Raw genomic sequence first — 26,894 nt, forward strand, 5'->3', positions numbered from 1 at the left:
AGCAACATAATTGATAGGCTCAAGATTCAGTCTAGCCAACGATTAGTACTTATTTTGTTGGTGCGAAAGTTGAGTTACTATTAATATCAGTTTTATAATCTTTTTCAATCGATGATTTTATCTGCGAATACAAATAAAATATCCGTTCTATATGATGTTGCTCAGGTCCCATCACTTCGGCTTCTTCTCCGACAAGATCTATTTCTAAAACATTCTGAACTATTTTCTTGTTAAACAAATGCAGATTTTCATATAAAACATCCCTTGTTCCTTCAACATATGTTTTCCATTCAAAATCAACTTTATCTCCTTGATGTATCTTATGTTTCAAGGGGGTTTTTCTTCCTTCGAGAAGAAGAAATTTATTATATGCTATATGTTTTTCACGTTTATCATTTGTTTTTTTAATTCTATCTTGATGCATTGTTTGTACTACATACGAAATAAATCCGCCAATTACAACACCAATCAAACCGAACAAAGATTGTAATATCCCACTCACATCCTTAATATTAAATAAATACATACATACTAAACATCTGGTTAACTTTTTCTAATTATTTTTCCGTAATAGTACCCGTTTTTATAGTTGAAGATTTTTATAGAATGGGGAATTCCATTGTTTCTAGTTGAAACTTCTCATGAGCTTTTTCATCTGTATGGTAGACTACGGAATTCAAATCTTTGATTGCATCATACAGGTTATCTACACTTAAATTTCTTTTCATTCCATTTTTGAACTTAGTATTTCTTATTGTTTTTACATATCTCTCGTCAACATATCCTCTGTTATGAATTATGAGATTTCTTATAGCTATATATTCTATAATTGTTTCACGTCTATCTTCAGGCAATTCTAATGGGATACCTCTTTCTTTACACCATTCTTGAACTTTACCTAATCCACTATAAGATAATGAACTTACTTTTTCCTCTATTAAATCCTGTACAAGAGCATCAATATTATCATATTTTAATATTTGTTCCATTGAGACTGTTGGCTGTCGATTATATAATATTTGCGGTTTTACTTTTAGTATTTCCCGTATTATATCAATAATATAAACTTGAAAATTATCTACGAGCCTACTAAAAAACATTTCTATTAATTCTTGTTTATGTTCTCTTAGCTGTAATGTTAATTTTCCAGGTTTTTTATCAAGTAATTCACTTGGTTCAGAATAAACATCATCATTCCCATCAAGGGCTTCTCTTGCCCTATATGAAGCATAGTCCATGTTTACCACATTATTCACAACAAAATAAAACAGCTTCAAATCTTTATTGACAGAACTAAAGAATTGGACTGCAGAATTTGTTCCTACTTTTGGTAAGCTATTATTTAACTCAATCTTATTATTCTCCATAAATACACCTTCCTCAACTTACCCATCTTAATTTTCTGGTTTCCAACCTCTAAGTCGGGTAAGTAATACCTTATCTTTTTACATTATAATACTTAGATATATCTATAAATTGTAACATCTAAGCGCCAATAATTCTATTGAACAAATTCAACAACACATCCTTCACACCACTTGCATTAAATACTAATCCAACCGCAATTAAAGCAACTATTAAAAATCCATCAGCTTAGAGAACTCCCGTTTAAATCCTAAATAAATTCCAATCACAACAATCGCCATTAACACTAAAGACTGCGCATTACTTAAAAACCAGTTATACAAATTTTGTCCAAAGTTCATTATTCATTTCTCCTTCCATCTGCTAATATTTTGTTATTTTACGCATACATTCGATAAACCATAAAATGATACCACCTATGATAGTAAGAAAAATATACTTTAATAATTTCATGAAAATCCTCCAATCCATCATTTAATGACATCTTCTGTCTTAAGAGCCTGTTGCATCAATAATTGTTGATGACGCTTGCTTAACTTCGCTTGATCCAACATATCTTTAATCACGGTCGTTTGATTGATTTCATCGAGTTTTGTTGCTAACTTCCAAGTAGGTGCTACTTGTCGAGCCAACCATCTATGTGTTTTATCGAATGTGTAAGGTTCAGGTTTTGTTGTTAAATATATTTTTCTGTTTTCACCTAAATCTAAAAAACGCTGCCACTCTGCATTCATTGGCCAACTACTTCGTCGTTTTTTCTCATCTTTATCAACAAATCGAATATAGCGATTAATAATAGAAAAAGCTGTTCGTCCCGCATCCTCATACGTCATTAAATCAACAACTGCATGATAGGCACGGTCATTTTTCAATCGAATTTCAAAACGATTTTTAATGTCTGTGTCTTCAAGTGATGCGCCGTGTTTCACGTACTGTTCGTAATCTTTTTCATACACGCAAAAATACACATCACTTTTCAAGGAACCAATATATAACGTATTTCCCATATCACGTTTTTCTTCTCCATGAACCAATTCGCCAGAACGATAACTTTTAAAGCTACGAAAAACGGAAATACATTCTTCATTTCGGCATTTGTTCGTTAGAAATGGAATATCCAATATGCCTGTTTTATCATTTATCGCTAGGTCAACTCGTTTAAATACACCATTCACGCGAAATACATCCATAAAGAAATCAAACCATGTACGTTGCTGGGCTAATAAAAAGTTTTCAAATTGACGGCAACCCTTGCCTTTGAGTTCAAGTAAACAACCTTTATCTTCATCTGGCGAAACCATGACGACAATGTCACCAAAAACATATTGTTCCAAGTAAGAATAAAACGCGTAATCTTCATGGATCATATACTCCATTTTCAACCGTAAGATTTCTTCAATAACAGGCTTCGGGTTCGTTGTTAAAAAGCGTATTCGCACGTAATCAAATAAGATTTCCAAAGGCGCTTCTGGATTAAATTGTTCTAAAATATCGAACATCGCTTGTTGTAACGTTTGGGTCGGTGTGATTTTTCCAGTTTCAATCTCACTTATATACTGCCTTGAAATTCCTACATGTACCGCTAATTTATTTTGCGATACGCCATATGCCAATCGTTTTTCTTTTAATTGTCGATACCAAGGTATCTCATTCATATGCATTCCTCCCAACACAAAAAAGATGTCAACTAAAGCATAAAAGCTGACATCTTCGTAATATGTTCTAAACCCTTGATGCACAAAGGGCTTTAGACTTTTGAAACAGTTTCTTATTGTTTTTCTACCCCCCTGTTAGAAACGGGGGGTAAAGGGTGGCTATCGCCACGCAGGCTTTGCCCAGCACGTCGGCTTTCGCTTCGCACGCCGCCGCACTGTGCAGCCTTTATGACACTAATTTTTCAATTTCTTTTAGAAAATCATGACCTTTTGGGACAAACGGTGTGTAAAATTCAGAAATCACATTATCCCCTTTATCAACATACCCTCGACCTTTGATCTGTTTTAAGAAAAATTGTTTTTGTACGTCGCTGCCGAAAACCATACCGTATCCGAGTTCACTCATACGACCTAAAGCCACCCGAAAATTAAATTGATCACGAATGCCATCTCCAAGGTATTTTGCATCTGGTCGTTGACAGGCGAGAATAAGGAAAAAGCCTGATTGTCTACCTAACATGACGATTTGTTTTAGTTTACTCATCACTTTGATACTTTCTTTGCCGATCATTTCCATGAAGGATGTGTACTCGTCAAAAATTAAAAAGCGAGCAGGTAAACCTAAATAAGCATAGTTTTTTCCAGTCTTGTAGTTTGGCATTTGTTTCATTTCTTCATTTCGTGTCATCATATCTTCATAAAATAGGTCGATACAAGCTGTCATATCATCCTTTTTATAATAGACATCAGGCATAACAGTGGCTAAATCCGCTAAATCGGCATTTTTCGGATCTAAAATATACAACTTTGCATCTGTTTTGAGTAGCGCTTCAATCAATGTAAGAATAAAATAGCTTTTTCCTCCGCCTGTTCCACCAGCAATTAACATATGCGGAAGTTTATCATATTCCCAATAAAGTGATTCCATCACCTTTAAGCTGCCATTTTGCACAGTAACTTCCTCAATGGAAATACGGTTCGCAATCATATCATAGAAAAGAATATACTCCACATAGGAATCATGTAACTCTTTTGATACCAATTCACAATACAGGCCACTTTCTAATTTCGTTTCTAAATTTAAAAGGGGTTCTTGATTTACCGAGTGTAATTTCCACTTGAATATACAATAATCCTTTTTCAAACCGATAATACATCTTTGGAAAGTGGCTGATTTTTTCCTTCGATTTATTGGATGGAATATCTTTAAAGAAGCCCTCTTGTGTAATTTGTTTTGTTTCATACCATCCGTTCTCCAAAATCATTTTTGCGAGCTTTTGACGGTGAATGACTTGTTTTATTTTGTCATACCGATAGCGATAATAGAGATATGCACATCCAGCAGTTAAGGCAAGACTAATTAACAATGTCACCAATCCATACGTGCTGATAAAGTGTGCTTGAAAGTCATCCAATTGCCATGTGGTCGAGAGTAAAAAGGACAGATGAAAAGGGATAAAGGAAACGAGCAATACACCAACCAGCCCAAAGAATATAAATTGAAAAACGAGGGAAGCATCTTTTTCCTTAATGCGTTTCCCTCGTCTTTTAAAAGTCTTCATTATTTTTCCTTATCAGGAGTAGACTTTGAAACATTACTAGTCGATGTTGACGCTTTTCCCTTTAAGACTAAATCATCTGCCTTGATGTACCAATCGACATCAGCACCACGAAAAGTCGCATTTGCGACGGTATCTGCGACAGGATTTATAAGCTCTACTTCCGCATTGTAATCAAACTCTTTTAAAGGCACGGAAGCAGGGATGCTTACTTGTATCATGCGACCTTGTTCACGAGATTTTAAGTCATACGTGCGTTCCTTGACTTCCGATGATACCGTGCCATCCTCATTTTGAAGAAACACTTCACGACGTAATGCCGAAAATTTTAACAATCCGAATGTCTTTTCATTATCAATGACAATACCTTGAGCTAATCTCATATTTTTTTCTCCTTATGCTTTGACTAGATCGTCAGCGTGTAAAATATAATTTGTGAAACCACGTTCTCCAATTTTATAACCTTCTGCGGTGATACGTGCATTGACTAATTTTACTTTTTCCTCATGTTCAAAGAATTTCTCTCCTGCTTCTTGTGGCAAAATAACCTCAATATCATCTGCACGTTGAATATCAGAATATAGGTTATAACTGCGCGACAGTGTTGTCATACGCCCATTAATCCGTCTTTGTTCGACTTTACCTTCTCCAGCATATTCTAAATTTCCAAACGTCTTTTCCATGTTGGGAATCACATATTTTAATTCCATCATATAGCCCTCTTTTCTTGTTTTAATTTTTGGTTATCTATTCATATGGAAAGCAAGGGCAGAAGGGAGGGGAACGAGAAAAATACATCTTCATGGGTCAATCACTCCTTATGCTTCTTGAAAACGATAATCCACCCGACCATAAATAATGCACCAAAATACAACCATCGTTTCTCCATTTTTATCACGTATCAATTTCCCATAAGGAAAAAAGGGAAAATCTTCTATCTCAATTTCATTCATAACGAAATGATCATTAATCCATTCCATTACCTTTGCTTCATTTTCTTCCAAAAAAACCACACTCCTTCCTTGATTTACCCAATAAAAAAAGCATGACAGATGGAATTTGTCACACGTAAGTTGATTTATCTATAAAACTTCTGCAATACCAGCCATAATATATTCAGCGCATGGTACAGCAATTGCATTTCCAATCGCTTTATATCTTGCATAATCGCTAATGACTTCTTCCTTGTTTCCAACAGCTGTCCAGCCCTCTGGTAATCCCATCAAACGTTCATATTCTAATGGGGTAAGCTGACGAATAAATCCTTCTTTTTCTTCTCCTTCATACCAAAATGAAAAATAGTTTACGGAACCTGCAAGCAAAGTTGGAAAAGGGTCATGTGTCCGTCCAAAACTTCCGTGGAATCCTGTTTTGTTTCTATCTTTTGCGGTACTTCGCATACGTCTTTCTTGAAAGGGGCGGACGATGGGTATTTTCCCCCTTGTTTTTTGAGTAGATATTCGACTGGTGCTGGTGGAGGACAACCTGTCTTTTCCGCAAGACGTAGGAAACGATTGCAAATTGCGGGCTTTAAATAATATTTCTTTGGCACGTTTTCCTCTAAAATCTGCCACGAGGAAGATACGTCTTCTTCTTTGAGGGAGCGTGGGCTTTCCCCAATATAGGGCATCCAACACGCACCAGCACAAATCAACATCATTCCTTCGGACCATTCCAGCTTTTGCCCAGAATCCAGAAGCAGGCATTGGAATATCGGATTTTGTGAATGACTCCAGCACGGCTTTAAAATCCAACCTGTTATTTGATGAAAAAGCTCACATGACGTTTTCCCAAACAGCGATAACTGGATATGTTCCATTCGTTGCACACCTCATTTCCTCAATAATTCGTATCGCGTGATAGAATAAACTAGATTGACTTCCTGTAAGACCTTCTCGTTTTCCGATATTTGATAAGTTCTGACAAGGTGAACCAAAGGTAATAATATGAACAGGGGGTATTTTTCCACCATCTATTTTTGTAATATCCCCCAGATGGAGCATATGAGGGAAGTGTCGTTTTGTAATAGATACAGGTGCTTTCTCTATCTCACTTGCCCATGTTGGACTAATTCCATAGCGGGAAGCAGAGAGAGGGAAGACACCTATTCCATCAAAAAGACTTCCCATTTTTAAATTTGTGTTATAATCCTTTTTAATCATGTCATCTTTCAAATATTTCACCTCCATTTTAAAAACAAAAAACGCCATCTGTCGGTAAGTAAATACCGTCCAAATGACGATGCGAATAAAAATTAATTACTATTCGTATATGGGGAGTATATCCGTTTCGATATTATTTTTACATACAATTGCAACACTATATCGTGCTCTTGTTACAGCTACATAAAATTTACACTTAATATCAAAATTATTTAGCTTCTTATCATTCAATAACCAGTCCGATATCTTTTGAGTTGGATATATTAATACTCTATCACGTGTTGTACCTTTCGATTCTCCAAAATTCTTAACTTCATAATTTGGGTTTACTTTTTTAGTTCTAGAATATCTTAATTGTGTTGGAGAATATTCTATTAAATAACGTTCAATATCTTTTTCTCTTACAAGAAAAACCCCATCATGTCCCGTAATTTCATTATGGAGTGAATCACAGGATGGATATTCCGGGAATAGACTGTTGGCAAAATCACAGATAGTCTGACTATTACGCCAACTGTCTCTAAGAGTTTCTGTATCGATATTAAAATCTATAGATTTACATTCATTTAATATAAATTCTTGTATTTTTCCGTCAGAATATTTTTTGTATTTGTCGGGAAAATGAGTGTGATATGTTACTTGCCTAGGATCGCCAGCAATTTTAATAATTGAATCAGATTGAAACAAAAGTTTTATTATCTCTAAATCGTATCCTGCCATATCTTGTACTTCGTCTATAAAGATATATTTAAATAATTTAGCAATCCGTTCAATTACATAGCCATTATTTTTTTCATTACAACGAACAACAAATTTTGAGAGCTTATCAGAATATATTTGGAAATCATTTGAAAAGTAATGTTTCTCAACTTCCGCTTCTTTGAAGTACACTGGGAATTTTCCGTTTCTATATTTTAATCCTGATTTTTTATTCATCAATAACAAACCGTTTATATTTTTCTTTGTTAACTTTCCTTGGTACGGTTTTGCTCCATGCTCTATTAAAAATGAAAACCATGTTCTAATAATAACGTTATGTGGAATAACACCATTATTTAACTCGAAAAATTTCTTTTGTATTTCTTTTTTATTTTCTTCTGTAAAAGTAGTAATTAGAACACTTTCTGTAAGCTTTAAAGCTTCTTGTACGAAAAGAGTTGTTTTTCCAGCACCAGCCGCAGCAACTAAAAGATTATTTTTCATCACAATGCCCTCATAATATATTCCGGATATTTAATCTTATCTTGAGATGAAAATATTTTTAATGCACAATCAGTCTTATTTGATTTCATGTACTTAAGTAGAGAGTCCTCAGTTTCATATTTAGTATCGAATATGGAATTCAACTTTTCTAAACTGTTTGCACGAAATAAGGCTGGTTCTAAAGTATTATAATTAAAAGGTTTATTATCTTTTCCTATAGTTAGTGATCCAGTGTGTATTTTTTCTTCATAGCAAATCTCGATATTTGATTTTTTGTTTTTTCCTAAGTAATTATTATATTTCCGTTTTAAGGACTCTAAGTCTCCATCATTGTCTGTAACAACTTTTACAGGTATCTCTAAACACTCAGCAATTTCTAAGAACCTTAGGAAAGATGTTCCTACGGAAATGATTTCTACTTCTTCTTCTATAGGTAATTTATCATTGTTGTTGTCCCTATATGCCCTTTGAAGTACTAATTCATCAGAATCTCCCTCGACTAGGATTGCTTTCTTGCATAATATTAACCGCAGAGTGTCATATCCTGATACTTTTTCAAAAAAATCTTTGGAACTTAAATGATCAAACTTAACAGTTTTTTGTTTATTTAATAATATTAAATTATCTAAACCTAATTTATTAGAAACAAAACTGCTATGAGTAGATAGTATAATCTGCTTATCATGATAATTGTTTTTGATGTTATTTAGCAGTTGGTTAAGTCGTGTGTGGCTAATATGACATTCTGGTTCTTCAATTAGGATTATAGATGAAGCTTCTGCCCTTTTGTTTGACAAAGCTAAATCAGTTTTTATAATAGATTGCTCTCCTTTACCTATAAAATCAAAGGGGATTTTATCAAGTTGCGTTATTAAACTACCGTCCCAAGTTGAACGTGACCCTAAATCAACGGTCAGTTCAATTTCTTTATTGCTTAATTTAGATATATCAGTTATTTTTGAGTTAATGTCAGCAATCGATTGGTCTTTTGAAAAAGTTTCTTTTACCTTTCTATAGGCTTGTGCAACTTTAGTTTTTTCATCAGTATCTAAAATGTTTTGAACAATTCTAGATATATAAATGTCCGATCCATTTCGAAACTTGCTAAAACCTACATCGATAAATGATGATTTAATTGGAATGCTTCTAGCAGTCAATGCTTTTCTAGCGAAAGAGTACCATTCCACATCATAGTATTCAATTGGTAGACTTTCTATATTTCCCGATTTAATTAATGATTCATATTCTTCATTATATTTTTCATCTAAGGCAATTTTTAATGCAATTCCACTTGTTTTTCCTAAGGTCTTTTTTTCAGAAAACTTATCACCTTCCAAAATAGGGAGAACTTCATCTAAATATAATTCAATTAAAATATAAGGTGGTTCAGATATCTCTCCATTGTTAACATTTTCTATATATTCTTTTACAACTTCATAGTTAAATAAATATTGAGTTAGGTTGCCTTTGACTAACTTCCCCCTAAATATACCGCTGAGAGCCAGATGTATTGCCTCTAAAATGGTAGATTTTCCAGCTTCATTATTTCCAACTAAGATATTTATTCCCTTTTTAAAATCTAAAGTGAAAGAACCCTTGATACATTTAAAATTCTCGATTTTTACACTTCTGATCATTGTCTCTCTCCTATATAATATTGTATAAATTTATTATTATGTATTTTTTAGGAAAAGACAATCTAATGCATTATAGATTAAGTATCTATTCAAATGCGCCATGAGACATAACAAGGGAATCACTTCAAATTTCATGACTCACAATTTGATTAATAGTTAAAATAATTATAGAGTGTATAAGTTTTGTTGTACCTTCTCTTTAAATAAGAGACGTCCAAATGAATGGATGTCTTTACAATAATAGTATTTGTATCTATAGAAATTAGCCAAATTTGACTATTAGAGTTTTGGGAATCGGTAACAGAATTCAACAAATATTTGATTAAGTGCAATTGCACTTTTATTGCACTTTTTATTTTTCTTTTCTATACAGTTTATTTGTTTCGATATATTCCCAAATGCCTTGATATATTACAGCATTTTGCATTATATGCTGTAATATATCAAGGGTTTTTGGCTCTTTTTTATTTCTTTATTCTACAAGTAATCTACATTGAATTGATTTTAGGGGAAGAATTATAGATTTGTTTTGCTTTCTTAAAAGTAGATATCTTTAAATACACTATCATTGAATGATTCAAACTTAGTACCATTTTTGATTAGTTTACCTCGGTAATAGACAACTACTTTTTGGTTTGTGTTTAAGAATTTTTTTAATTCAGATGTAGATTTATTCTCAGATACCGATTTTATATTTGAATAGATTTTTGGTAGTTTACTATTAATGAATTCAATTTCCAGCATATTATCACCAATCTCGGCAGTTCTAATTACTGCTTCCCCGTAAATTATTCGCGTACAGTTATATGGAACGAAGTTATTTTTACTTTCCAAAAATAATTCGTTCAATGAAATTTTTTCATTTTCGATGGCGATGATTTGTGAATCTTTGTCTAGTTCAGGATCTTCAAATAAATTAACAAAACTCGCAATAGGGTAGACGTGTCTTGATTCGCTTTTCATTTTACTATTTGAGTTAGTTGTTCGATTAGTCTGCCCACTAGGAAATTCAGTTGTTAAATTAGTTTTATCATTGCTTTTTGCTTTACCAACTGATTTTGTCATCTTAATTAATCCATTTTTTTGAATAGATTCTTTGGCAAGATCGCTTTCAAGTTTTTCTTGTTCTTTAACTTCCTTTTCAGACAATTCACTACATCCAATGACATGAAGCTCGTCTTGAGATGATGGTGTAAAAAAATATCGTATCCCTTTTTTGTTCCAGTTTGTGCAAGTCATATTAATTCGACAGTTTGGATTACTACATTGAAATGCCCGCCTGTCGTGTAATCGTCCCTTGATTGAAAAATCACTTGCTTGTTTTGCACTTATATTTCTATCCAATTCCAAGCTGTAAGCACGTTCTGACACACTATACCTCCACAAATGTTTCTTTTTATTATTATAACATTACTCTTAAGGTCTATTGGGGTATACTGATGAAGTTGTATCCTTTTTGGAACAAGTTGTGCATAAAACTCACTTATGACACTTGTTCCAACATCTACATAGCCACGACCTTTGATTTGTTTTAGAAAGAAATTTTTTGTACATCACTACCAAACATCATGCCATAGCTCATTTCAGACATACGACCTAAAGAAACCCTAAAATTAAGCTGGTCACGGATTCCTTCGCCTAAGCATTTTGCGTCTAGACGTTGAAAAGCAAGTATTAAGCAAGCTTGGCGATCAAGCATGACAATCTGTTTCAGTTTGTTTAAAAGTGCGGCATTTTCTTTTGTTCCCAGCATTTCCATAATGGCAACATACTCATAACGGTAAACCATTTTAGGAAAGTAGGTTATCTTTTCCTTTGATCAACCAAAAGACACATCTTTAAAGGAGCCATCTGTTTTGACTTGATTCATACCATTTATTTTTCAAGTATCATCTTCGCCAGCTTCAGGCAGTGGTAGGGTTGTTTAACCGGATCAAGCGATACCGCTTGAAATAGGAACGCCACAAGTAAGGATTGCGACACTAATGCCGATAGTTTAGATAGGGAATATTGAACTTGTTTACTTGCGATAGCGAGAAGTCCTGTCAGTTGAGCTACCCGAATGTCTTAACATACAACAGCACGATATCCAGCAGGAAAACTGGTAATAAGGTAGCCACTGTAAAAATGAAAGACTAAATCTTTGTCACTCGGACGAATTTTTTTACCACGAAAGATACGCTATTTCATACTTGATTTCCTCCTTCCTAAGCAAAGAAAAAACAAGTAACAATTTAGGTTACTTGTTCATAAATTCTATTCATTATTTAATTTGTTCATTATGTCCTTTCCAAAATCAGTCAACTTTACTTTTTCAATTCCATCTTTGTCAACATAACTTTCGATTAAATTAATTTGCTCAAACCAATTTCTAGCTTTTAAAGCATCTTGAGTTGAAACGTAATAACCAGATTTATAAGCACTTACTTCATCTACAAAAGCATTAATTGTTTTAATTCCTGTGAGTCTTAGGGAGACAAACTTAAATAAATCGCTTAAAGTAGTTGTAATAGTTTGCTTGTCTACTTTGGTATTTGAGGTAAAAACATAGACGGTCTCTGTGTAGTGCAGAGTAATTTCTTTTTCGTAAAAGGATTTTGCTAAATCAATTTCATTTTCAGTCACATTAATTGAAAAAAGTTTTTCTTTTAGTTCTTCATTTTCATTTTTTAAAGATAAGATCTGCTTTAACAATTCTTCGTTATCTGTAGTATTACCTCTACGCCATCCAGGTCTTTTAATTTCACTTTTCGCTTGCATGATAGAGATGGCAACTTTACCCATAAGTTCTGACGTATCACGCCATACACTTGCTAGCCTATTTTGCATAGCTTTATTTTTGAATTCAGCAAGTTTTCCTTTTTTGATATCATCAGTTTCCATTTTTTTAATATCAACTTCTACCGAATCATCTAAAGAAAACACAAGGACAGGTATTCCTTTATCTATTGCATAATTATACTCCATTTCAGTGTAACTAATGCCTGTAGATTCATTGATAGACCCATATCTTTTACCAATAATCAAAATATAGTAGTCACACAAATCTATCACTTTTTTAATTACATTAAACTGTTCATCATCAGTTGCAACGAATGATTCCATTCCCGCAGGGATACAATCAGCCATTAATAAAACATCTAAAACTTGCTTGCGTTCTTTACTTAAATCTACATATGTAGAACTAAGAAAGACTTGATACTTTACTTTTTCCACTTTAAGCCTCCTGATTACTTGAGTTCTTTTGGTTGTATTATATCAAGTAAATATGATGAAGAATAGTTATAATGTCATATCAGTTATTTTTTGTCTTGATTATGCTTTAATTCCGGTGTGATTCCATAATTGAAGATGCTTTTTTTAAAAGTTAAGCGTATTTATTATGGAGAATTCTAATATATTTGTCTCCAATTGTTTCTACAAAAAAGACGCTTCAATTGAAACGTCTCTTGTTTAAGATATCAAATATTTCAGAGATAACTCTAAGCAGTGATTTGCATTTATTGCATTAAAATTGCATTATTTTAATTTTTTATATCATAATATAAGCGGTGATACTTCCTAAAAAACCTTTAAAATCAATGATATTGCTCTATATCTAGCACCATGAAAGTAGAGTGGGAATAAACTTTTCTAAGTACCATTTCCGTCAATTTTTTTGAAAAAATGGTTTAATTCATAGTTATATTATCGCTTTCTTCCCACCTAATTTACCCACAATTAAATACTGTTCTTCCGGCGGAAATAATATTTCAAGAACGCTTAGATGTCTTAATCAAACTTTAAATGCTTTATCTCACCAGTTAATAATGGTGCGCGAAGAAACCCTGATAAATAGTGACTTCAAAATAAATAAAAAATAAAAAAAGAGATACTGCTTTTACACAATATCCCTCATTTTTCTCCATTCCCTCTGGCGGAATTTTGGCGGAGAACCTATTCATTTTTAATTGTTTTATCCATTTTACATACCATCAAAATGCAGTCAAATCAACGTTTTCACTTCAAATGCTCTTAGTGAATTACTCCCACTCAATCGTCGCAGGCGGCTTACTTGTAATATCGTATACCACTCTGTTGACATGCTCCACTTCATTAACGATCCGTCTAGAAATGGTTTCAAGAACTTCCCACGGTATGCGTGCCCAATCGGAAGTCATTCCGTCAATGGAAGTAACAGCTCTGATTCCAATGGTGTGATCATATGTGCGAGCATCACCCATTACTCCGACGCTTCGAATGTCAGGCAGCACTGTGAAGTATTGCCAGATTTCTCTATCAAGGCCAGCCTTTTTTATCTCTTCACGTAAAATATAATCGGATTCTCGAACGATTTCGAGCTTATCGTCTGTAATTTCTCCAAGAACCCTGATTCCAAGACCAGGCCCCGGGAATGGCTGACGCCATACGATTTCATCAGGGATTCCCAGTTCTGTACCAAGTGCTCTTACTTCATCCTTAAATAATGTATTTAATGGTTCTATTAATTTAAATTCCATATCTTCCGGCAATCCGCCAACATTATGGTGGGACTTAATGGTTTGTGCAGTCGCTGTTCCACTTTCAATAATATCCGTATAAAGGGTTCCTTGAGCCAAGAAATCAATGCCTTCCAGTTTTGCCGCTTCATCATCAAAAACGTAAATAAATTCGTTTCCGATGATCTTTCTTTTTTTCTCTGGATCAGACACACCCTCTAATTTAGATAAAAAGCGGTCTTTCGCATCTACTTTGATGACATTCATGTGGAAGCCTTCACGGAATGTTTTCATGACGCTGTCGGCTTCGCCTTTCCTAAGTAAACCATGATCGACAAAAATACAAGTCAACTGATCACCGATTGCTTTGTGAATAAGAACCGCTACAACAGAAGAATCTACACCGCCGCTTAGTGCACATAAAACTTTCTTGTCTCCGACTTCTTGACGGATTTTTTCCATTTCAACATCAATGAAACTGCCCATTGTCCACTCGCCTTTAGCACCGCACACATCAAAAACAAAGTTTTTCAACAGTTCATTGCCATATTGTGTGTGTTGGACTTCCGGATGGAATTGAACTCCGAAAAACTTTTTCTCTTCATTACTGATTGCAGCAATCGGGCAGGAAGCACTAACAGCATCCACAACAAAACCTTCAGGCACTTGTTTGACCAGATCTCCATGGCTCATCCATGCCACTTGCTCCGTAGGAAGGCCTTTGAAAAGGGGAGCCCCTTCTCTTACTTCAATAGAAGCTTTTCCATATTCTCTTCCCTTCGCTCTCTCGACAATGCCCCCAAAATGCATCGTCATAAGTTGCATTCCGTAGCAGATCCCAAGAATAGGAATTCCTAAATCGAAGATTTTCTCATCAGCACGAAAAGCATTTTCTCCATACACACTATTCGGTCCACCGGATAAAATAATCCCCGCCGGTTTAATAGCTTCAATCTCTTCAATGGTGATGGTGTGAGGATGAAGCTCACTGTAAACACCAAATTCGCGGATTCTTCGAGTAATCAACTGATTATATTGACTTCCAAAGTCCAATACCATAATCATTTCTTGATTTTGCAGTTCTGTTTTTCCTGGCATGTAGGCACCCTCCATATCTAAACTCCGTCCTTGCAATCATTCGACAGAGTCCTTCTCCACTCATCATATCATGATTTCCAACCGTCGTGTTCTACCAAGAACGGTTCATATGATTGTCAATTTTTTTCATTTTATACTCGTTTTTCTTCATGGTCAACCTGTTGTCATGATGATTTAATTTTCCATTAAATCACTGATGCTTCATTCAAAAAAGCTTGCAGATAGTGAAACCTTATTCTGCAAGCTGCAGTCAATATTATTTTATAAATATGAAATAAAGAACGAAAATCACGAAAAAGAAATACATAATTGGATGAATTTCTTTCGCTTTTCCTTTAACGATCATTGTAATTGGATAAAAGATAAAGCCTATCCCGATACCAGTAGCAATGGAATATGTCAATGGCATGGAAACTATTGTAAAAAATGCTGGGACAGCTATTTCAAATCTCTTCCAATCAATTCCACCAATACTTGACACCATTAATACCCCGACGATAATCAGCGCCGGTGCTGTGACAGATGCAGTAATAACACCCAATAATGGGTAGAAAAACAAAGATAATAAAAATAAAATTGCTGTAACGATATTAGCAAAACCTGTCCTTGCACCTGCAGCCACTCCAGCTGTTGATTCAACATACGAGGTTGTTGTGGAGGTTCCCAAAATAGCACCTGCCACAGTTGCTGTAGAGTCAGCCAATAGAGCCTTACCAGCACGCGGAAGCACATTTCCTTTCATCAATCCAGCTTGCTGCGCAACAGCTACAAGCGTACCTGCTGTATCAAAGAAATCAACAAATAAGAAGGTCAATACAACAACAAGCATTTGAAGTGTAAATACTTCACCTGGTGTGTTAAAAATTGGTTCTAGAGCGACGCCAAATGTAGGAGCAATGCTTGGGACAGAACCAACAATTGCATCCGGTTTAGGAACAACACCTGCTATCATCCCAATGATTCCGGTAATTAAAATCCCGAAGAAAATCCCGCCTTTGACACCACGCGTCATTAAAATCACCGTAATAGCAATTCCAACAACTGCCAAGAGGACATTTCCATCTTTCAAGTTTCCAAGGCCGACAAGAACGGCATCATCATTCACAATCAGGCCTGCGTTTTGTAATCCAACAAAGGTGATAAACAGCCCAATCCCGGAGCCAACTGCGATTTTTAATTCCGGAGGAATTGAATTAATCAGTTTCTCCCGGATACCAGTTAATGTTAGGCATATAAATATGATTCCAGAAAATAGGACACCGGTTAAAGCCGTTTGCCACGGAATCCCCATAGTTAAAATAACTGTATAGGCAAAGAACGCATTTAATCCCATTCCTGGGGCTAGAGCAATCGGATACTTTGCAATGAGACCCATTAGAAGTGTACCAAGAGCAGCTGCCAAAGCAGTTGCGACGAAAACTGCCCCATGGTCCATCCTCAAAGCATCTGGAAGATCTTTTACGGTTTCAAGAGATAGTGTGATTGGATTTAAAATCAAGATATAAGCCATAGATAAAAACGTTGTGATTCCGCCAATCGTCTCCCTGCGGTAATTTGTACCTAATTCATCGAACCTAAAATAATTCTTCAATTATTTTTCCTCCAAAATGAGGTTGATTGTCAAACCCCATAATATAATCTTTCTCATTAAATAGCTTTTTATAATTCCAAGACTGTGAAACCAGCTTCATTCCAACTTGTTAGCGGCCCCCCTCTATCAGAACACAGAAAAACGCCTAAGCAACTACGACTTAAGGCGTTGACTGAGATTAATTTACAATAATAAGGGATTTATATGACAGTAAAAGAAAAATCCCCGACATATCTCGTAGTCAAGCTATTTACGGCAGCCTGGTAGGAACTTGCGGGCCATATTCCCGCGATTATACGATAAAACGACAAAATTCTGTTGACTTTACTTTATCAAGATTGGAACAGCCCGTCAATATTTTATCACTTATGCAAGATGCTTTGCGATGTCATCCCATCTATTATCAGTTAACTTAAAGCACCTCATGGAATTGCTACATAAGATTAGATTTAGTTCCGTAATCAATCAAAGATTTTTCGTTAAAACTATATAGAATAGGACAGTACCGTCCGTAGTTCGACGTTACCGTCCAGTTTATGAAGATACTATCCGAAATTCTGCATTACTGTCCAGTTTACGAAGATACTGTCCGAAATTCTGCATTACTGGCCAGGTTGCGAAGATACTGTCCGAAATTCTGCATTACTGGCCAGTTTATGAAGATACTATCCGAAATTCTGCATTACTGGCCAGATTGCGAAGATACTATCCGAAATTCAGCATTACTGGCCAGATTACGAAGATACTGTCCGAAATTCTGCATTACTGGCCAGATTGCGAAGATACTGTCCGAAATTCTGCATTACTGGCCAGATTGCGAAGATACTTCCGAAATTCTGCATTACTGTCCAGATTACGAAGATACTGTCCGAAATTCAGCATTACTGGCCAGATTGCGAAGATACTATCCGAAACTCAGCGTTACTGTCCAGATTATGAAGATACTGTCCGAAACTCAGCGTTACTGTCCAGATTACGAAGATACTTCCGAAATTCAGCATTACTGGCCAGATTGCGAAGATACTGTCCGAAACTCAGCGTTACTGTTCAGATTGCGAAGATACTATCCGAAATTCAGCATTACTGGCCAGATTGCGAAGATACTGTCCGAAGCTCAGCGTTACTGGCCAGATTACGAAGATACTGTCCGAAATTCAGCATTACTGGCTAAAATACGAAGATACTGTCCGAAGCGCGACATTACTGTCACACATGTTTAGATTCGCTCCGGAATAACCACAAATTTTTCGTTCGACCTATCTATTCTTTTTTCATTCTATTCATCGTCTTCTTCATTAAATTCTCCCATAGCTCTTTGCTATAGTCCCAGTGTGACGAGTCTTCATTTCTACTGTAAGTCAGTTCCTCATAGCGTTTCGTCAACTGGCTCATATCAGTAGTGTTAAAGTGACGGTCAACATCATCGGCATAACTGCGTAGCGTCTGTCCCGGAGGTCTCTTTAATCCAACACTCCCCAACCTTTTAAGCAATATTCCGTATGCACGCGTAAAATCTTCCTCTTCCTTCTTAATTCTATATGTCCGTATCCAAAAGCGTGGAATCCAATAATTCCGGCTGAATATGAACACACAAGCTAATAGAACAATCAAAATGACAGCAAACCCAACGATAGCCCATTGCTGATAATAGAAGTTGCCCGCTTTTGCGTCTTTTTCATTCGCTTTGTCTGGATTTTCCTTTTCTTCCGCTTCCTTTTCAACTAGCTGCTTATCTTCAGTCTCTGAAGATTTTTCTTCAAGTCCGGCCTCTGAAGTCGAGCCTGTCTGTTCATCCTGCACGATGTTGGTAGGATTGTTAAAGCCTTTGGTCGGCTCAAACGGAACCCATCCCAATGATGGAAAAAACATTTCAACCCATGAATGAGCTTCATTGTTCGTTATTTCGTAAATCCGGTTACCATCGCCGGAAGCTCCTTTATATTGACCAGGAGCATATCCTTTTACCCATCTTGCGGGGATGTCCAACGATCGCAGCATGACAACCATGGACGTTGAAAAATTATCACAATATCCCCTCTTGGTATCGAATAGAAATTGATCAACATAGTCCTGACCATCTTTTGGAACTGCTACCCGAGTTTGATCATATGAAAATTCGCCTGTCTGAAAATGATTTTCTATCGCCAGTGCCTTATCGTACCAATTATCATATTCGCCCGTAAGTTCTAGAGCCAATCTATGAACCCGCTCCGGAAGTTCTTCCGGCAATTGGGTATACTGCTCTTGAAGTTTTGAAAAATCTGCTCCACCAAGAATACCTTTCGTTCTTTTCAATTCCTGCATGCTATATGATGGTGGTTTGTATTTAATTGTATAGCTAGGTAAACGTACCTCATTCAAATCACTGCTGTAAGAAGTCAGCTTGTCCAAACGCGGATCATAACGCAGAAACCCTGATGTTTCTCCCTCTATGGATAAAAAACCATAGGGCCTAACAACATGTGAATAGCTGACTTCAAAGTTGAACATCGCTTCCTGTATCTTGTTGCTGTTAGATCCAATGTCGTCAAGAAGCCGTTCCTCGCCATATGGAATCTCCTCCGCTTCATTAGCAGTTTGATTGGAAGCAATCCATCCTTTTCCAGTATAAGTATCTTTAGTTTCAATCTTCCAATATTGTCTTGTTGGAGTGGCGACTGTAAAAATGAGCCGATCATCACTGAGGAAGGGGCCACCCAGCTGTGAATCGTCTACCCCATATCCAATTCTTGAAATCCCGCTCCTTCCCATATTTTCAGCCTTCGACTCAATAAAAGGAACGGGATCGGGCCAAATTGGGGCAGCTTTAGGTGACAGATAACCGATCACCACGCCAAAGCCAATCATAGAAGCTAGCGGAATCACCCAACGTCTCAGCAGCAAATGTTGGCCGTTCATTTTCTCCGATTCAAGCACTCTTTTAAAAAAGAGCAAGCCCAATAGAATGAATCCGATGATCACAATTCGAACAATTGCATGATCACCGTTATATTGAGTAAATGTATCCAGTAGCGCGATATAAAAAATGGTCATGAAATAAAAAACAAAGATTTTCCTTTTAATCATTAGCCAATATCTGAGCAAATACGTGATTTGCCAAAGTAGCAGGAAAAAGAGCAGACTTCTATATAATGGAGAAAGGTCAAGCCATTCTCGCGAGAAAATCATCGCGGTATTCACCTTGATTTCCCCAATAAACTGGGATAACCATAGAACTCCTCCCATATCTTCGGAAAATATGGCATATAGTGCAAACAAGATAAAGGCTGTTTTTAGCGGCCATGTGATATACCAAGGAGCATGAAAGAAATTCAGGAGTAAAGAAGCAACTACAAAGATAATAAAATATTGAACTTCACTTGTTTTTGTCACCTGCTCAAGCGGCAAAAGCCACTCCCAAAGCAGTAAGAACCCGAGGACATAAAGGATGAGTGAAAACATTTTGTGCTCGCGCATCATGCCTGTTTCACCCCCGCAAAAGCCATTTGTAAGTCATGTTCAATTGACTGGATGATCAATCCTTTTCTGACTGCTGCGGCTTTTAGCTCCATTTTCTCCGTTGACTCTCCCTCCCCCTTTATGTAAAAAAAGATGATCTGATTATTATTTCCAGGTAAACGCTCTGACATATCAATCATTTTCTTCGTCAATTTAGAGGTAATGATTAGAATAACAGCGGATTTCCTGACAATTTTCTGATTTTCAAAAAGATTTTCCTCAGATGGCAATCGATCTTCACTTACTTTTGCCAGTTGGTAAAATATAGCTTGCAGCTGGCCCTCTCCAGTGCTTGGAGGTATGAACAAGCTTTCTTTTCCACCCAGTAAAATCCCGATTTTCCCACCGTTCCTAATGATTGCTCTTGCAACTGATGCAGCGAACTTTACTAAAAATTCGAATGTTTTTGTAGGCATTGTATCTAAAACAATCAGGAAATCATCAGATTCTCTCCTATCAAATTCCTTTGTCATCATTTCATTTGATCTTGCGGACGCCTTCCAATCGATCCAAGAAAAGCGATCTCCTGGCTCATATTCCCGAATTCCCGCTACCAAAGAAGGATCATGGCTTGATAAGGGCGAGACGATGCCTCCCTGATCGAACAAATTGCGGATTGATTTGTAAGAAATATCTTCATACGGAGGATAAACCAATATGGCTTGCTTGCAGGGAATCCATTTTTCTTTTTCCAGGAGTCCAAGTGCATCTCCCGTTTTCAGCCTGACATTTTGAAAAATGTGCTCTCCACGGGAAACTTTTCTGATTGTATATGTCATCTTTAATTTCTTTTTAAATCCCGGAAAGAACATTTGCTTTATTTCTTTATGCTTAAGTGAATCTGGCCTGACATCTTCGACTACAAGAAATAGAAGCGGAAATGGAAACCTCCTTGTCAATGTCACATTCACTTCAATATCATCACCTGCAATGTAGGTTCGTGGGGAAACGGTTCTTTCTGCCGTGAAGTTCACTGGGTAAATGAAAAGGAGTACGAGGTACAAAGCAAATGGCAAGAAACTGTAAAATAAAAACCAGCTGACGAATCCACCTTGAAACATGGCATAGGCGAAAGCTGCGGCGAGCAGGATCAAAACACCAGCAAAAGAAAAAAACCTTTTTATCTTTAGCCACTTCGACAAACCCCTGGGCATTTTATTTCACTGCCCTTTTTACTGGTACATGAACATTCGAAAGGATGTTTTCCATTATATCTCCCGCTTTGATTCCCTGATATTTTGCTTCAGACCTTAAAATAAGCCGATGACCAAAAACAAATGGAACTAAATATTGAATATCATCTGGAAGGACAAAATCGCGGCCTGACATGATCGCCAGTGCTTGTGATGCTTTCAGCAAAGCAATGGAAGCCCGAGGTGAAACACCAAGCTGAACGTGTGGATCCGTCCTGGTTTTATTCGCCAGCTCTACAATATATAGTTTCATAGCCTCTTCTACGAAAACATCCTTCGCATGCTCCTGAAGACTCCTTAGCTCATTAAGTGAAATCACTGGCTGTAGATGATCAATTGGAGAAGTCCTTTGACTTAACGTCAGCATGTCTACTTCTTCCCCCTCGCTTGGATAGCCCATTTCAAGCTTTAACAAAAAACGATCCAACTGTGCTTCAGGAAGCGGATAAGTTCCTTCATACTCAATCGGGTTTTGAGTGGCCATTACAAAGAATGGCTTCTCCATTTCCAAAGTGACTCCATCAATAGTTACACTATGCTCTTCCATTGCCTCCAACAAGGCAGACTGTGTTCTTGGAGAAGTTCTGTTAATTTCATCTGCCAAAATGATATTACCCATGATCGGGCCCGGACGAAACGTGAATTCCATTTCTTTCGGGTTGTAGATAGAGACACCGAGAACATCTGAAGGCAAAAGATCCGGGGTAAACTGAATTCGTTTAAACTCGGCATTAACAGACTTTGATAAAGCTTTGACCATCATCGTCTTGCCCACGCCCGGAACATCTTCCAGGAGCACATGCCCTTCAGCCAATAGAGCTACCAGGCAAAGTCTGGCCACCTCACTTTTACCAATCATGACCTTTTCGATATTTTGAATAATTTTTTTAATGTGCTGTTGAGTGATTTCGACCTTCATATTCCTCACCTGCCGCTCAATTTTTTCTCAACCAACCTTTCAAATGCGCCGGAGGCTTTAACTTTATTCAACCGGAGTTTTCCCCCACTGAATGGTTGCTTTCATTTCGCCATTTAAAGCAGTGGGAGATTCCTGTTGAATGAAGTTAAAACTATTGAAATTATCATTTAATTCAAGATAGTTAAGAGAAAGTGAACAAGAATCATTCCTGTTCACTTCCGTATCATTTCCAAAAATCGTCGAACACTGTGATCGGCATATGCCGCTTATGCTCTGATTTCCTGTATAAAGCTTCGATTCTCTTCTTTGCCGTTTCGGAAACCTGCTTTCCTTCCAAATAATCGTCTATATCGTCATAAGTCACACCAAGAGCCACTTCGTCCGCCAGCATTGGGCGGTCATCCTCAAGGTCCGCCGTTGGAACTTTTGTATATAAATGCTCTGGGCATCCCAATTCTTGAAGAAGCATTCTTCCCTGTCTCTTGTTTAGCCTAAAAATCGGAACTACATCAGATGCACCGTCACCGTATTTGGTGAAAAATCCCGTTAGGGCTTCAGCTGCCTGATCTGTTCCCAATACAACACATCCATTCATAGCGGCAATGCTGTACTGTGCTTTCATCCGTTCGCGCGCTTTCTCATTTCCTTTAGTAAAATCGGAAATGTGGATGCCTGCTTTTTCAAGGGAAGCCGCACTAGCGTCCACCGCCGGCTTAATGTTGACTTCATACGTGACGGAAGGCTTGATGAATTCAAGGGCATCATCCACATCTTTTGCATCGTTCTGAATCCCATATGGAAGTCTGACAGCGATCAACTTGTACTTATCCGTTCCATGTGTTTCGTTCAATTCATCGATCGCTATTTGAGCAAGCCTGCCTGCAAGCGTAGAGTCTTGGCCGCCTGAGATGCCAAGGACAAAACCGTTAAAAAAATGGTGCGCTTCTATATAATTTTTAAGAAAATCCACACTTAAGCGAATCTCCTGTTTTGGATTAATCACCGGCTTCACTTTTAACGCCTCAATGATTTTCTGTTGCAAATCCATGATGAGTTATCCTCCTTCATGAGCCCATCTACTTTTTCAACTGATCAATCTTTTCTCTTACTGCCGCTATATTTTTCATTTTATTGTCCCAGCACTTCTGGCTAAGGTCAACCGGATATTCCTCCGGATTAAGCATACGCCGATATTCATCCCACAAAACATTGAGGCTTTCACATGTATATGATTTAATCTGTTCAAGCTCAGGAAGCTCGTAAACCATTTCACCATCCACGAAAATATCATGGAGCAGGTTTTTTGCTTCAAAATCTGTAACAAACTTACTGATGAATGTATGAACAGGGTGGAACATTTTCAATTTCTTTTCTTCTTGGGGACTTTCATCCCATAATGTAATGTAGTCACCTTCTGATTTATGGTTCAACCTATTCATGATCCGATAAACCTTTTTACGGCCCGGTGTCGTGACTTTTTCCGCATTCCCGGAAATTTTGATCGTATCCTGCCAGTTGCCATGTTCGTCTTGAATGGCGACGATTTTATATACAGCTCCAAGTGCAGGTTGGTCATATGCAGTAATCAACTTAGTCCCGACGCCCCAAGAGTCGATTTTTGCCCCCTGCGCCTTCAGGTGAAAGATGGTATACTCATCCAGATCGCTTGATGCTACAATTTTTGTGTCATGGAACCCTGCTTCATCAAGCATTTTTCTCGCCTCTTTAGATAAAAACGCCATATCTCCGCTATCAAGCCTAATCCCTTCAAACTTGATCCGGTCCCCCATTTCTTTTGCCACTTTAATGGCAGCCGGTACACCAGATCTCAATGTGTCGTATGTATCGACAAGAAACACACAATTATAGTGACTTTCCGCATATTTTTTGAATGCAGTGTAATCATCTTTATAAGATTGTACTAGGGAATGGGCATGCGTCCCGGCAACAGGCATTCCGAAGAGTTTTCCCGCTCTGACATTACTCGTTGCATCGAAGCCTCCGATATATGCCGCGCGCGTTCCCCATAAAGCTGCGTCCATTTCCTGCGCCCGTCTTGTTCCGAATTCAAGTGCAGCTCCATCGCCGACAATCTCTCTGATACGGGATGCTTTTGTCGCTATCAAAGTCTGGTAATTGATGATATTTAAAAGCGCCGTTTCAATAAGTTGTGCCTCAGCAAGCGGGGCTTCTATCTGCATAATGGGTTCATTGTTAAAAACAATTTCCCCTTCCCGCATCGAACGGACTGTGCCGGTAAAACGCATGTCAGCCAAATAGTCGATAAAGTCGCTATCGTACTCCAGCTCTTCACGTAAATATTTGAGATCACTATCCGTAAATCGGAACTCATTTAAAAAATGGATCGCCTTTTCAAGCCCAGCAAATATAGCATACCCGTTTTTAAACGGCAGCTTTCTGAAATATAAATCGAACACTGTTTTGCGCTCATGTATTCCATCCTGCCAGTATGTTTTGGCCATATTGATTTGATATAAATCGGTATGAAGCATCAAGCTGTCATCCGGATGATGATATTTCATTTGTTGTCCACTCCTCTACTAAACGACCTCTGCACCAAGTGTATTTTCAAAATGGGACAATGCCCATTCATGCCCCGCTTTATTGAAGCTGGCAACAGCCGCTTTATAAATCACGATTTTAAAACCCTTATTATAGGCATCTACTGCTGTATGCAGCACACAGATATCCGTGCAGACACCACATATATGCACTTCTTCTATTCCACGTTCACGCAATTTAATTTCCAGATCTGTCCCCGCAAAAGCGCTGTACCTAGTTTTATCCATATAATGTACATTCGCTTCATCTTTATGTTGCTCATACAAATGTTTCAAGGCACCATAAAAATCGCGTCCCGATGTCCCCTCTAGGTTATGTGGAGGAAAGAGCTTTGTTTCCGGATGCAGCTTGTCCCCCTCAATATGCTTATCAACAGCAAACACGACAAAGTTACCCTCATCCAAAAATTGTTTCGTTAAACCAACAATCTCCTGCTCAATCTCCTGTCCCGGCTCCCCACATGTGAGCTTTCCATCTTCTGCTACAAAATCGTATGTATAGTCGACATTTAGCAAAGCTTTTTTCATCATGATTGAATCCTCCATTCCCCTATTTGTTACAGACTGACTTTCTGTATATGCTTTAGACCTTCTTTTCTCGCCAGATTCGATAAACTCTGAGATTCTATGAACCGAACCACATCAGCCGGGTTTGTCTTCGAATATTCCCTCAAAGCCCAGCCAATTGCTTTTTGAATAAAAAATTCTTCGATATGCTTAGTCTGTCTGATGATAGAGAATAATAATTCCTTGTCGGTCTTTTCCTTGTATTTCAGCTGAAAAAGAAGCATTGATCTTTGGAGCCAGATATTGTCGGAGTTTATCCAGACTCTTCCTCTGCTTTGGATAAACTCCGGACTTTTTGAAAAGATGGTTCCAACTAGATGCGAGGCAATCAAATCCACTGTATCCCACCATGATTTTGTAATGATTAAACTTTCAATCAAATCAAGATGACTTTCATTCAAATGTTTTTTCTTTTTCACAAGAAAATCAACAGCAACATATTGATACTCTCTTTCAGGCAGATCCCACAAGCTTAAAACGTGCGTTTCAAAGTCTTCAATTGCACAAAGTTCTTGGATGAAAGTCTTCGACAGCTTTTTGCGCTCCGGCGACTTTATACCAAGAAAAGGGAATAGATTTTTCATATACTTTTTCATAGCTGCAGCATGTTCCTGATTACGATTTTCTTCCATCTGCCTCAAAAATGAAGAGATCATTTTTTATCACCCATCTATTCCAAGACTTTCAAGCCTGCCGCTCCTGCTATAATAAAGGAAAGAAACAGCATACGCCTCCAACTCGCAGGCTCCTTAAAAAACAAAATGCCCATCAAAACAGCTCCCGCAGCGCCCAATCCGGTCCAAATGGCATACGCGGTTCCAAGCTGAATCTCCCTCATTGCCAGTGATAAAAAATAAAAGCCGAACCCAAAGGTCAATATCATGATGAAAAGCCAGAAAAACGACTTTCTTTCATTGTAAATATTAATGCTCATAACGCCCAAAATTTCTCCAAAGCTTGCAATGACAAGAAATAACCAAGCCATTTTATTTTCCCTCCGCTGAAGAAGTATTGGTCTTCGATTCTTCCTGTCCGTCTGTTGTTATTTTAATGCCAACTACACCTACGATTATAAGAGCAATCAAACACACTTTGGATAAAGAAAAGTCAGCTCCGAAAAATATAAAATCAATGAGTACAATGACCGCTGCCCCAGAACCCGTAAAAACTGCATATACCGTTCCAGCGGGCAAACTTTTACATGCTTTAATAATAAAATAAAAACTAAAAATGATTGCAACAACTGTTCCAAGCCACTCCCAGATTGTTTCAGAATACCTTAGACCAATTACCCAGAACACTTCGACGATTGCCGCACAAAGAACATAGATCCAGGCCATTTTATTCCCCTTTCATCATTAGCTCCCAACTCATATATTATCACAGA

The 26,894-nt window shown here is 37.2% G+C and carries 22 protein-coding genes, 4 pseudogenes and 1 riboswitch; of the genes and pseudogenes, 1 reads left to right on the forward strand and 25 read right to left on the reverse strand.

The genetic code is table 11. From position 1 onward, the window contains the following. Positions 1 to 49: 49 nt before the first annotated feature. The 16 genes and pseudogenes from H9631_RS17310 to H9631_RS17385 all read right to left on the reverse strand — a co-directional run bounded on the left by H9631_RS17310 (position 50) and on the right by H9631_RS17385 (position 16,748). A complete protein-coding gene (locus H9631_RS17310; RefSeq protein ID WP_191815021.1) occupies positions 50 to 526 on the reverse strand; it encodes a hypothetical protein in 477 nt (158 codons plus the stop codon). A 73-nt stretch (positions 527 to 599) separates the two neighbouring features. After that, positions 600 to 1,367, reverse strand: coding sequence for a hypothetical protein (locus tag H9631_RS17315; RefSeq protein ID WP_191815023.1), 768 nt, complete (start codon positions 1,365 to 1,367; stop codon positions 600 to 602). 118 nt (positions 1,368 to 1,485) lie between these two features. Then, positions 1,486 to 1,706: pseudogene (locus H9631_RS17320) on the reverse strand (hypothetical protein). Between the two features lie 129 nt (positions 1,707 to 1,835). Then, positions 1,836 to 3,035: a MobT family relaxase gene (gene mobT, locus H9631_RS17325; protein WP_191815082.1), complete on the reverse strand. Its 1,200-nt coding sequence runs from the start codon at positions 3,033 to 3,035 to the stop codon at positions 1,836 to 1,838. Between the two features lie 211 nt (positions 3,036 to 3,246). After that, a pseudogene (locus H9631_RS17330) lies at positions 3,247 to 4,582 on the reverse strand (FtsK/SpoIIIE domain-containing protein). After that, the gene (locus tag H9631_RS17335; RefSeq protein WP_191815025.1) at positions 4,582 to 4,962 is read right to left on the reverse strand and encodes a YdcP family protein; all 381 of its coding nucleotides are present in this window, start codon (positions 4,960 to 4,962) and stop codon (positions 4,582 to 4,584) included. The pseudogene H9631_RS17330 and the gene H9631_RS17335 overlap by 1 nt, the downstream one beginning before the upstream one ends. A 12-nt stretch (positions 4,963 to 4,974) precedes the next feature. Then, the gene (locus tag H9631_RS17340; protein WP_191815027.1) at positions 4,975 to 5,289 is read right to left on the reverse strand and encodes a YdcP family protein; all 315 of its coding nucleotides are present in this window, start codon (positions 5,287 to 5,289) and stop codon (positions 4,975 to 4,977) included. A gap of 108 nt (positions 5,290 to 5,397) precedes the next feature. Further along, positions 5,398 to 5,583, reverse strand: a complete 186-nt coding sequence (locus H9631_RS17345; protein WP_191815088.1) for a hypothetical protein — start codon at positions 5,581 to 5,583, stop codon at positions 5,398 to 5,400. 78 nt (positions 5,584 to 5,661) lie between these two features. Next, positions 5,662 to 6,789 (reverse strand): annotated as a pseudogene (locus tag H9631_RS17350) (DNA cytosine methyltransferase). Positions 6,790 to 6,840: 51 nt separating this feature from the next. Further along, positions 6,841 to 7,944 carry a UvrD-helicase domain-containing protein gene (locus H9631_RS17355; RefSeq protein ID WP_191815029.1) on the reverse strand — a complete coding sequence of 368 codons (1,104 nt, stop codon included), beginning with the start codon at positions 7,942 to 7,944 and terminating at the stop codon, positions 6,841 to 6,843. Beyond that, on the reverse strand, positions 7,944 to 9,581 hold the full coding sequence (locus H9631_RS17360; RefSeq protein ID WP_191815031.1) for an ATP-dependent nuclease: 1,638 nt from the start codon (positions 9,579 to 9,581) through the stop codon (positions 7,944 to 7,946). Before H9631_RS17360 ends, H9631_RS17355 begins: the two co-directional genes overlap by 1 nt. A 537-nt stretch (positions 9,582 to 10,118) precedes the next feature. After that, on the reverse strand, positions 10,119 to 10,952 hold the full coding sequence (locus tag H9631_RS17365; RefSeq protein ID WP_191815033.1) for a hypothetical protein: 834 nt from the start codon (positions 10,950 to 10,952) through the stop codon (positions 10,119 to 10,121). Then, positions 10,910 to 11,355 (reverse strand): annotated as a pseudogene (locus H9631_RS22990) (hypothetical protein); the annotation flags it as partial. The gene H9631_RS17365 and the pseudogene H9631_RS22990, both read right to left, overlap by 43 nt. Positions 11,356 to 11,837: 482 nt before the next feature. Then, positions 11,838 to 12,797, reverse strand: coding sequence for a DUF4062 domain-containing protein (locus tag H9631_RS17375; protein WP_191815035.1), 960 nt, complete (start codon positions 12,795 to 12,797; stop codon positions 11,838 to 11,840). 806 nt (positions 12,798 to 13,603) lie between these two features. Then, complete coding sequence (gene guaA, locus H9631_RS17380) at positions 13,604 to 15,157, reverse strand: glutamine-hydrolyzing GMP synthase (protein WP_191815037.1); 1,554 nt, start codon at positions 15,155 to 15,157, stop codon at positions 13,604 to 13,606. Between the two features lie 256 nt (positions 15,158 to 15,413). Then, entirely contained in the window at positions 15,414 to 16,748 is a 1,335-nt protein-coding gene (locus H9631_RS17385; protein ID WP_191815039.1) for an NCS2 family permease, read from the reverse strand. A 218-nt stretch (positions 16,749 to 16,966) separates the two neighbouring features. Then, positions 16,967 to 17,068: riboswitch (purine riboswitch) on the reverse strand. A 336-nt stretch (positions 17,069 to 17,404) separates the two neighbouring features. On the opposite strand from H9631_RS17385, the gene H9631_RS17390 reads away from it, so the two are divergent. Then, positions 17,405 to 17,968, forward strand: coding sequence for a hypothetical protein (locus H9631_RS17390; RefSeq protein WP_191815041.1), 564 nt, complete (start codon positions 17,405 to 17,407; stop codon positions 17,966 to 17,968). A 40-nt stretch (positions 17,969 to 18,008) separates the two neighbouring features. Here H9631_RS17390 and H9631_RS17395 read toward each other — a convergent pair whose 3' ends face one another. The 9 genes from H9631_RS17395 to H9631_RS17435 all read right to left on the reverse strand — a co-directional run bounded on the left by H9631_RS17395 (position 18,009) and on the right by H9631_RS17435 (position 26,847). Next, on the reverse strand, positions 18,009 to 20,207 hold the full coding sequence (locus H9631_RS17395) for a transglutaminase TgpA family protein (protein WP_191815043.1): 2,199 nt from the start codon (positions 20,205 to 20,207) through the stop codon (positions 18,009 to 18,011). Further along, positions 20,204 to 21,388: a DUF58 domain-containing protein gene (locus H9631_RS17400; RefSeq protein WP_191815045.1), complete on the reverse strand. Its 1,185-nt coding sequence runs from the start codon at positions 21,386 to 21,388 to the stop codon at positions 20,204 to 20,206. The genes H9631_RS17395 and H9631_RS17400 overlap by 4 nt, the downstream gene beginning before the upstream one ends. A 13-nt stretch (positions 21,389 to 21,401) precedes the next feature. Further along, complete coding sequence (locus H9631_RS17405; protein WP_191815047.1) at positions 21,402 to 22,358, reverse strand: AAA family ATPase; 957 nt, start codon at positions 22,356 to 22,358, stop codon at positions 21,402 to 21,404. Positions 22,359 to 22,581: 223 nt separating this feature from the next. Continuing rightward, the gene (gene nadE, locus H9631_RS17410; RefSeq protein WP_191815049.1) at positions 22,582 to 23,406 is read right to left on the reverse strand and encodes an ammonia-dependent NAD(+) synthetase; all 825 of its coding nucleotides are present in this window, start codon (positions 23,404 to 23,406) and stop codon (positions 22,582 to 22,584) included. 28 nt (positions 23,407 to 23,434) lie between these two features. Then, on the reverse strand, positions 23,435 to 24,901 hold the full coding sequence (locus H9631_RS17415) for a nicotinate phosphoribosyltransferase (RefSeq protein WP_191815051.1): 1,467 nt from the start codon (positions 24,899 to 24,901) through the stop codon (positions 23,435 to 23,437). 18 nt (positions 24,902 to 24,919) lie between these two features. After that, on the reverse strand, positions 24,920 to 25,468 hold the full coding sequence (locus tag H9631_RS17420; RefSeq protein WP_191815084.1) for a cysteine hydrolase family protein: 549 nt from the start codon (positions 25,466 to 25,468) through the stop codon (positions 24,920 to 24,922). A 29-nt stretch (positions 25,469 to 25,497) separates the two neighbouring features. Then, positions 25,498 to 26,160 (reverse strand): DNA alkylation repair protein, encoded by a 663-nt coding sequence (locus tag H9631_RS17425; RefSeq protein WP_191815086.1) that lies wholly within the window; start codon positions 26,158 to 26,160, stop codon positions 25,498 to 25,500. A 17-nt stretch (positions 26,161 to 26,177) separates the two neighbouring features. Beyond that, positions 26,178 to 26,492, reverse strand: a complete 315-nt coding sequence (locus H9631_RS17430) for a DMT family transporter (protein WP_191815054.1) — start codon at positions 26,490 to 26,492, stop codon at positions 26,178 to 26,180. A gap of 1 nt (position 26,493) precedes the next feature. Next, positions 26,494 to 26,847 carry a DMT family transporter gene (locus H9631_RS17435; RefSeq protein WP_191815056.1) on the reverse strand — a complete coding sequence of 118 codons (354 nt, stop codon included), beginning with the start codon at positions 26,845 to 26,847 and terminating at the stop codon, positions 26,494 to 26,496. Between the last annotated feature and the right edge of the window lie 47 nt (positions 26,848 to 26,894).

This window comes from Bacillus norwichensis (genome assembly GCF_014836955.1).
GTDB lineage: Bacteria > Bacillota > Bacilli > Bacillales > Bacillaceae_C > Siminovitchia > Siminovitchia norwichensis.

What these genes read in the sequence shown, in the direction of transcription:
- H9631_RS17310 (WP_191815021.1), bottom strand. Translation starts at nt 526, where the DNA reads ATGTATTTATTTAATATTAAGGATGTGAGTGGGATATTACAATCTTTG.
- H9631_RS17315 (WP_191815023.1), bottom strand. Translation starts at nt 1,367, where the DNA reads ATGGAGAATAATAAGATTGAGTTAAATAATAGCTTACCAAAAGTAGGA.
- H9631_RS17335 (WP_191815025.1), bottom strand. Translation starts at nt 4,962, where the DNA reads ATGAGATTAGCTCAAGGTATTGTCATTGATAATGAAAAGACATTCGGA.
- H9631_RS17340 (WP_191815027.1), bottom strand. Translation starts at nt 5,289, where the DNA reads ATGGAATTAAAATATGTGATTCCCAACATGGAAAAGACGTTTGGAAAT.
- H9631_RS17355 (WP_191815029.1), bottom strand. Translation starts at nt 7,944, where the DNA reads ATGAAAAATAATCTTTTAGTTGCTGCGGCTGGTGCTGGAAAAACAACT.
- H9631_RS17360 (WP_191815031.1), bottom strand. Translation starts at nt 9,581, where the DNA reads ATGATCAGAAGTGTAAAAATCGAGAATTTTAAATGTATCAAGGGTTCT.
- guaA (WP_191815037.1), bottom strand. Translation starts at nt 15,157, where the DNA reads ATGCCAGGAAAAACAGAACTGCAAAATCAAGAAATGATTATGGTATTG.
- H9631_RS17390 (WP_191815041.1), top strand. Translation starts at nt 17,405, where the DNA reads ATGAAGATACTATCCGAAATTCTGCATTACTGGCCAGATTGCGAAGAT.
- H9631_RS17395 (WP_191815043.1), bottom strand. Translation starts at nt 20,207, where the DNA reads ATGATGCGCGAGCACAAAATGTTTTCACTCATCCTTTATGTCCTCGGG.
- H9631_RS17405 (WP_191815047.1), bottom strand. Translation starts at nt 22,358, where the DNA reads ATGAAGGTCGAAATCACTCAACAGCACATTAAAAAAATTATTCAAAAT.
- nadE (WP_191815049.1), bottom strand. Translation starts at nt 23,406, where the DNA reads ATGGATTTGCAACAGAAAATCATTGAGGCGTTAAAAGTGAAGCCGGTG.
- H9631_RS17415 (WP_191815051.1), bottom strand. Translation starts at nt 24,901, where the DNA reads ATGAAATATCATCATCCGGATGACAGCTTGATGCTTCATACCGATTTA.
- H9631_RS17420 (WP_191815084.1), bottom strand. Translation starts at nt 25,468, where the DNA reads ATGAAAAAAGCTTTGCTAAATGTCGACTATACATACGATTTTGTAGCA.
- H9631_RS17430 (WP_191815054.1), bottom strand. Translation starts at nt 26,492, where the DNA reads ATGGCTTGGTTATTTCTTGTCATTGCAAGCTTTGGAGAAATTTTGGGC.
- H9631_RS17435 (WP_191815056.1), bottom strand. Translation starts at nt 26,847, where the DNA reads ATGGCCTGGATCTATGTTCTTTGTGCGGCAATCGTCGAAGTGTTCTGG.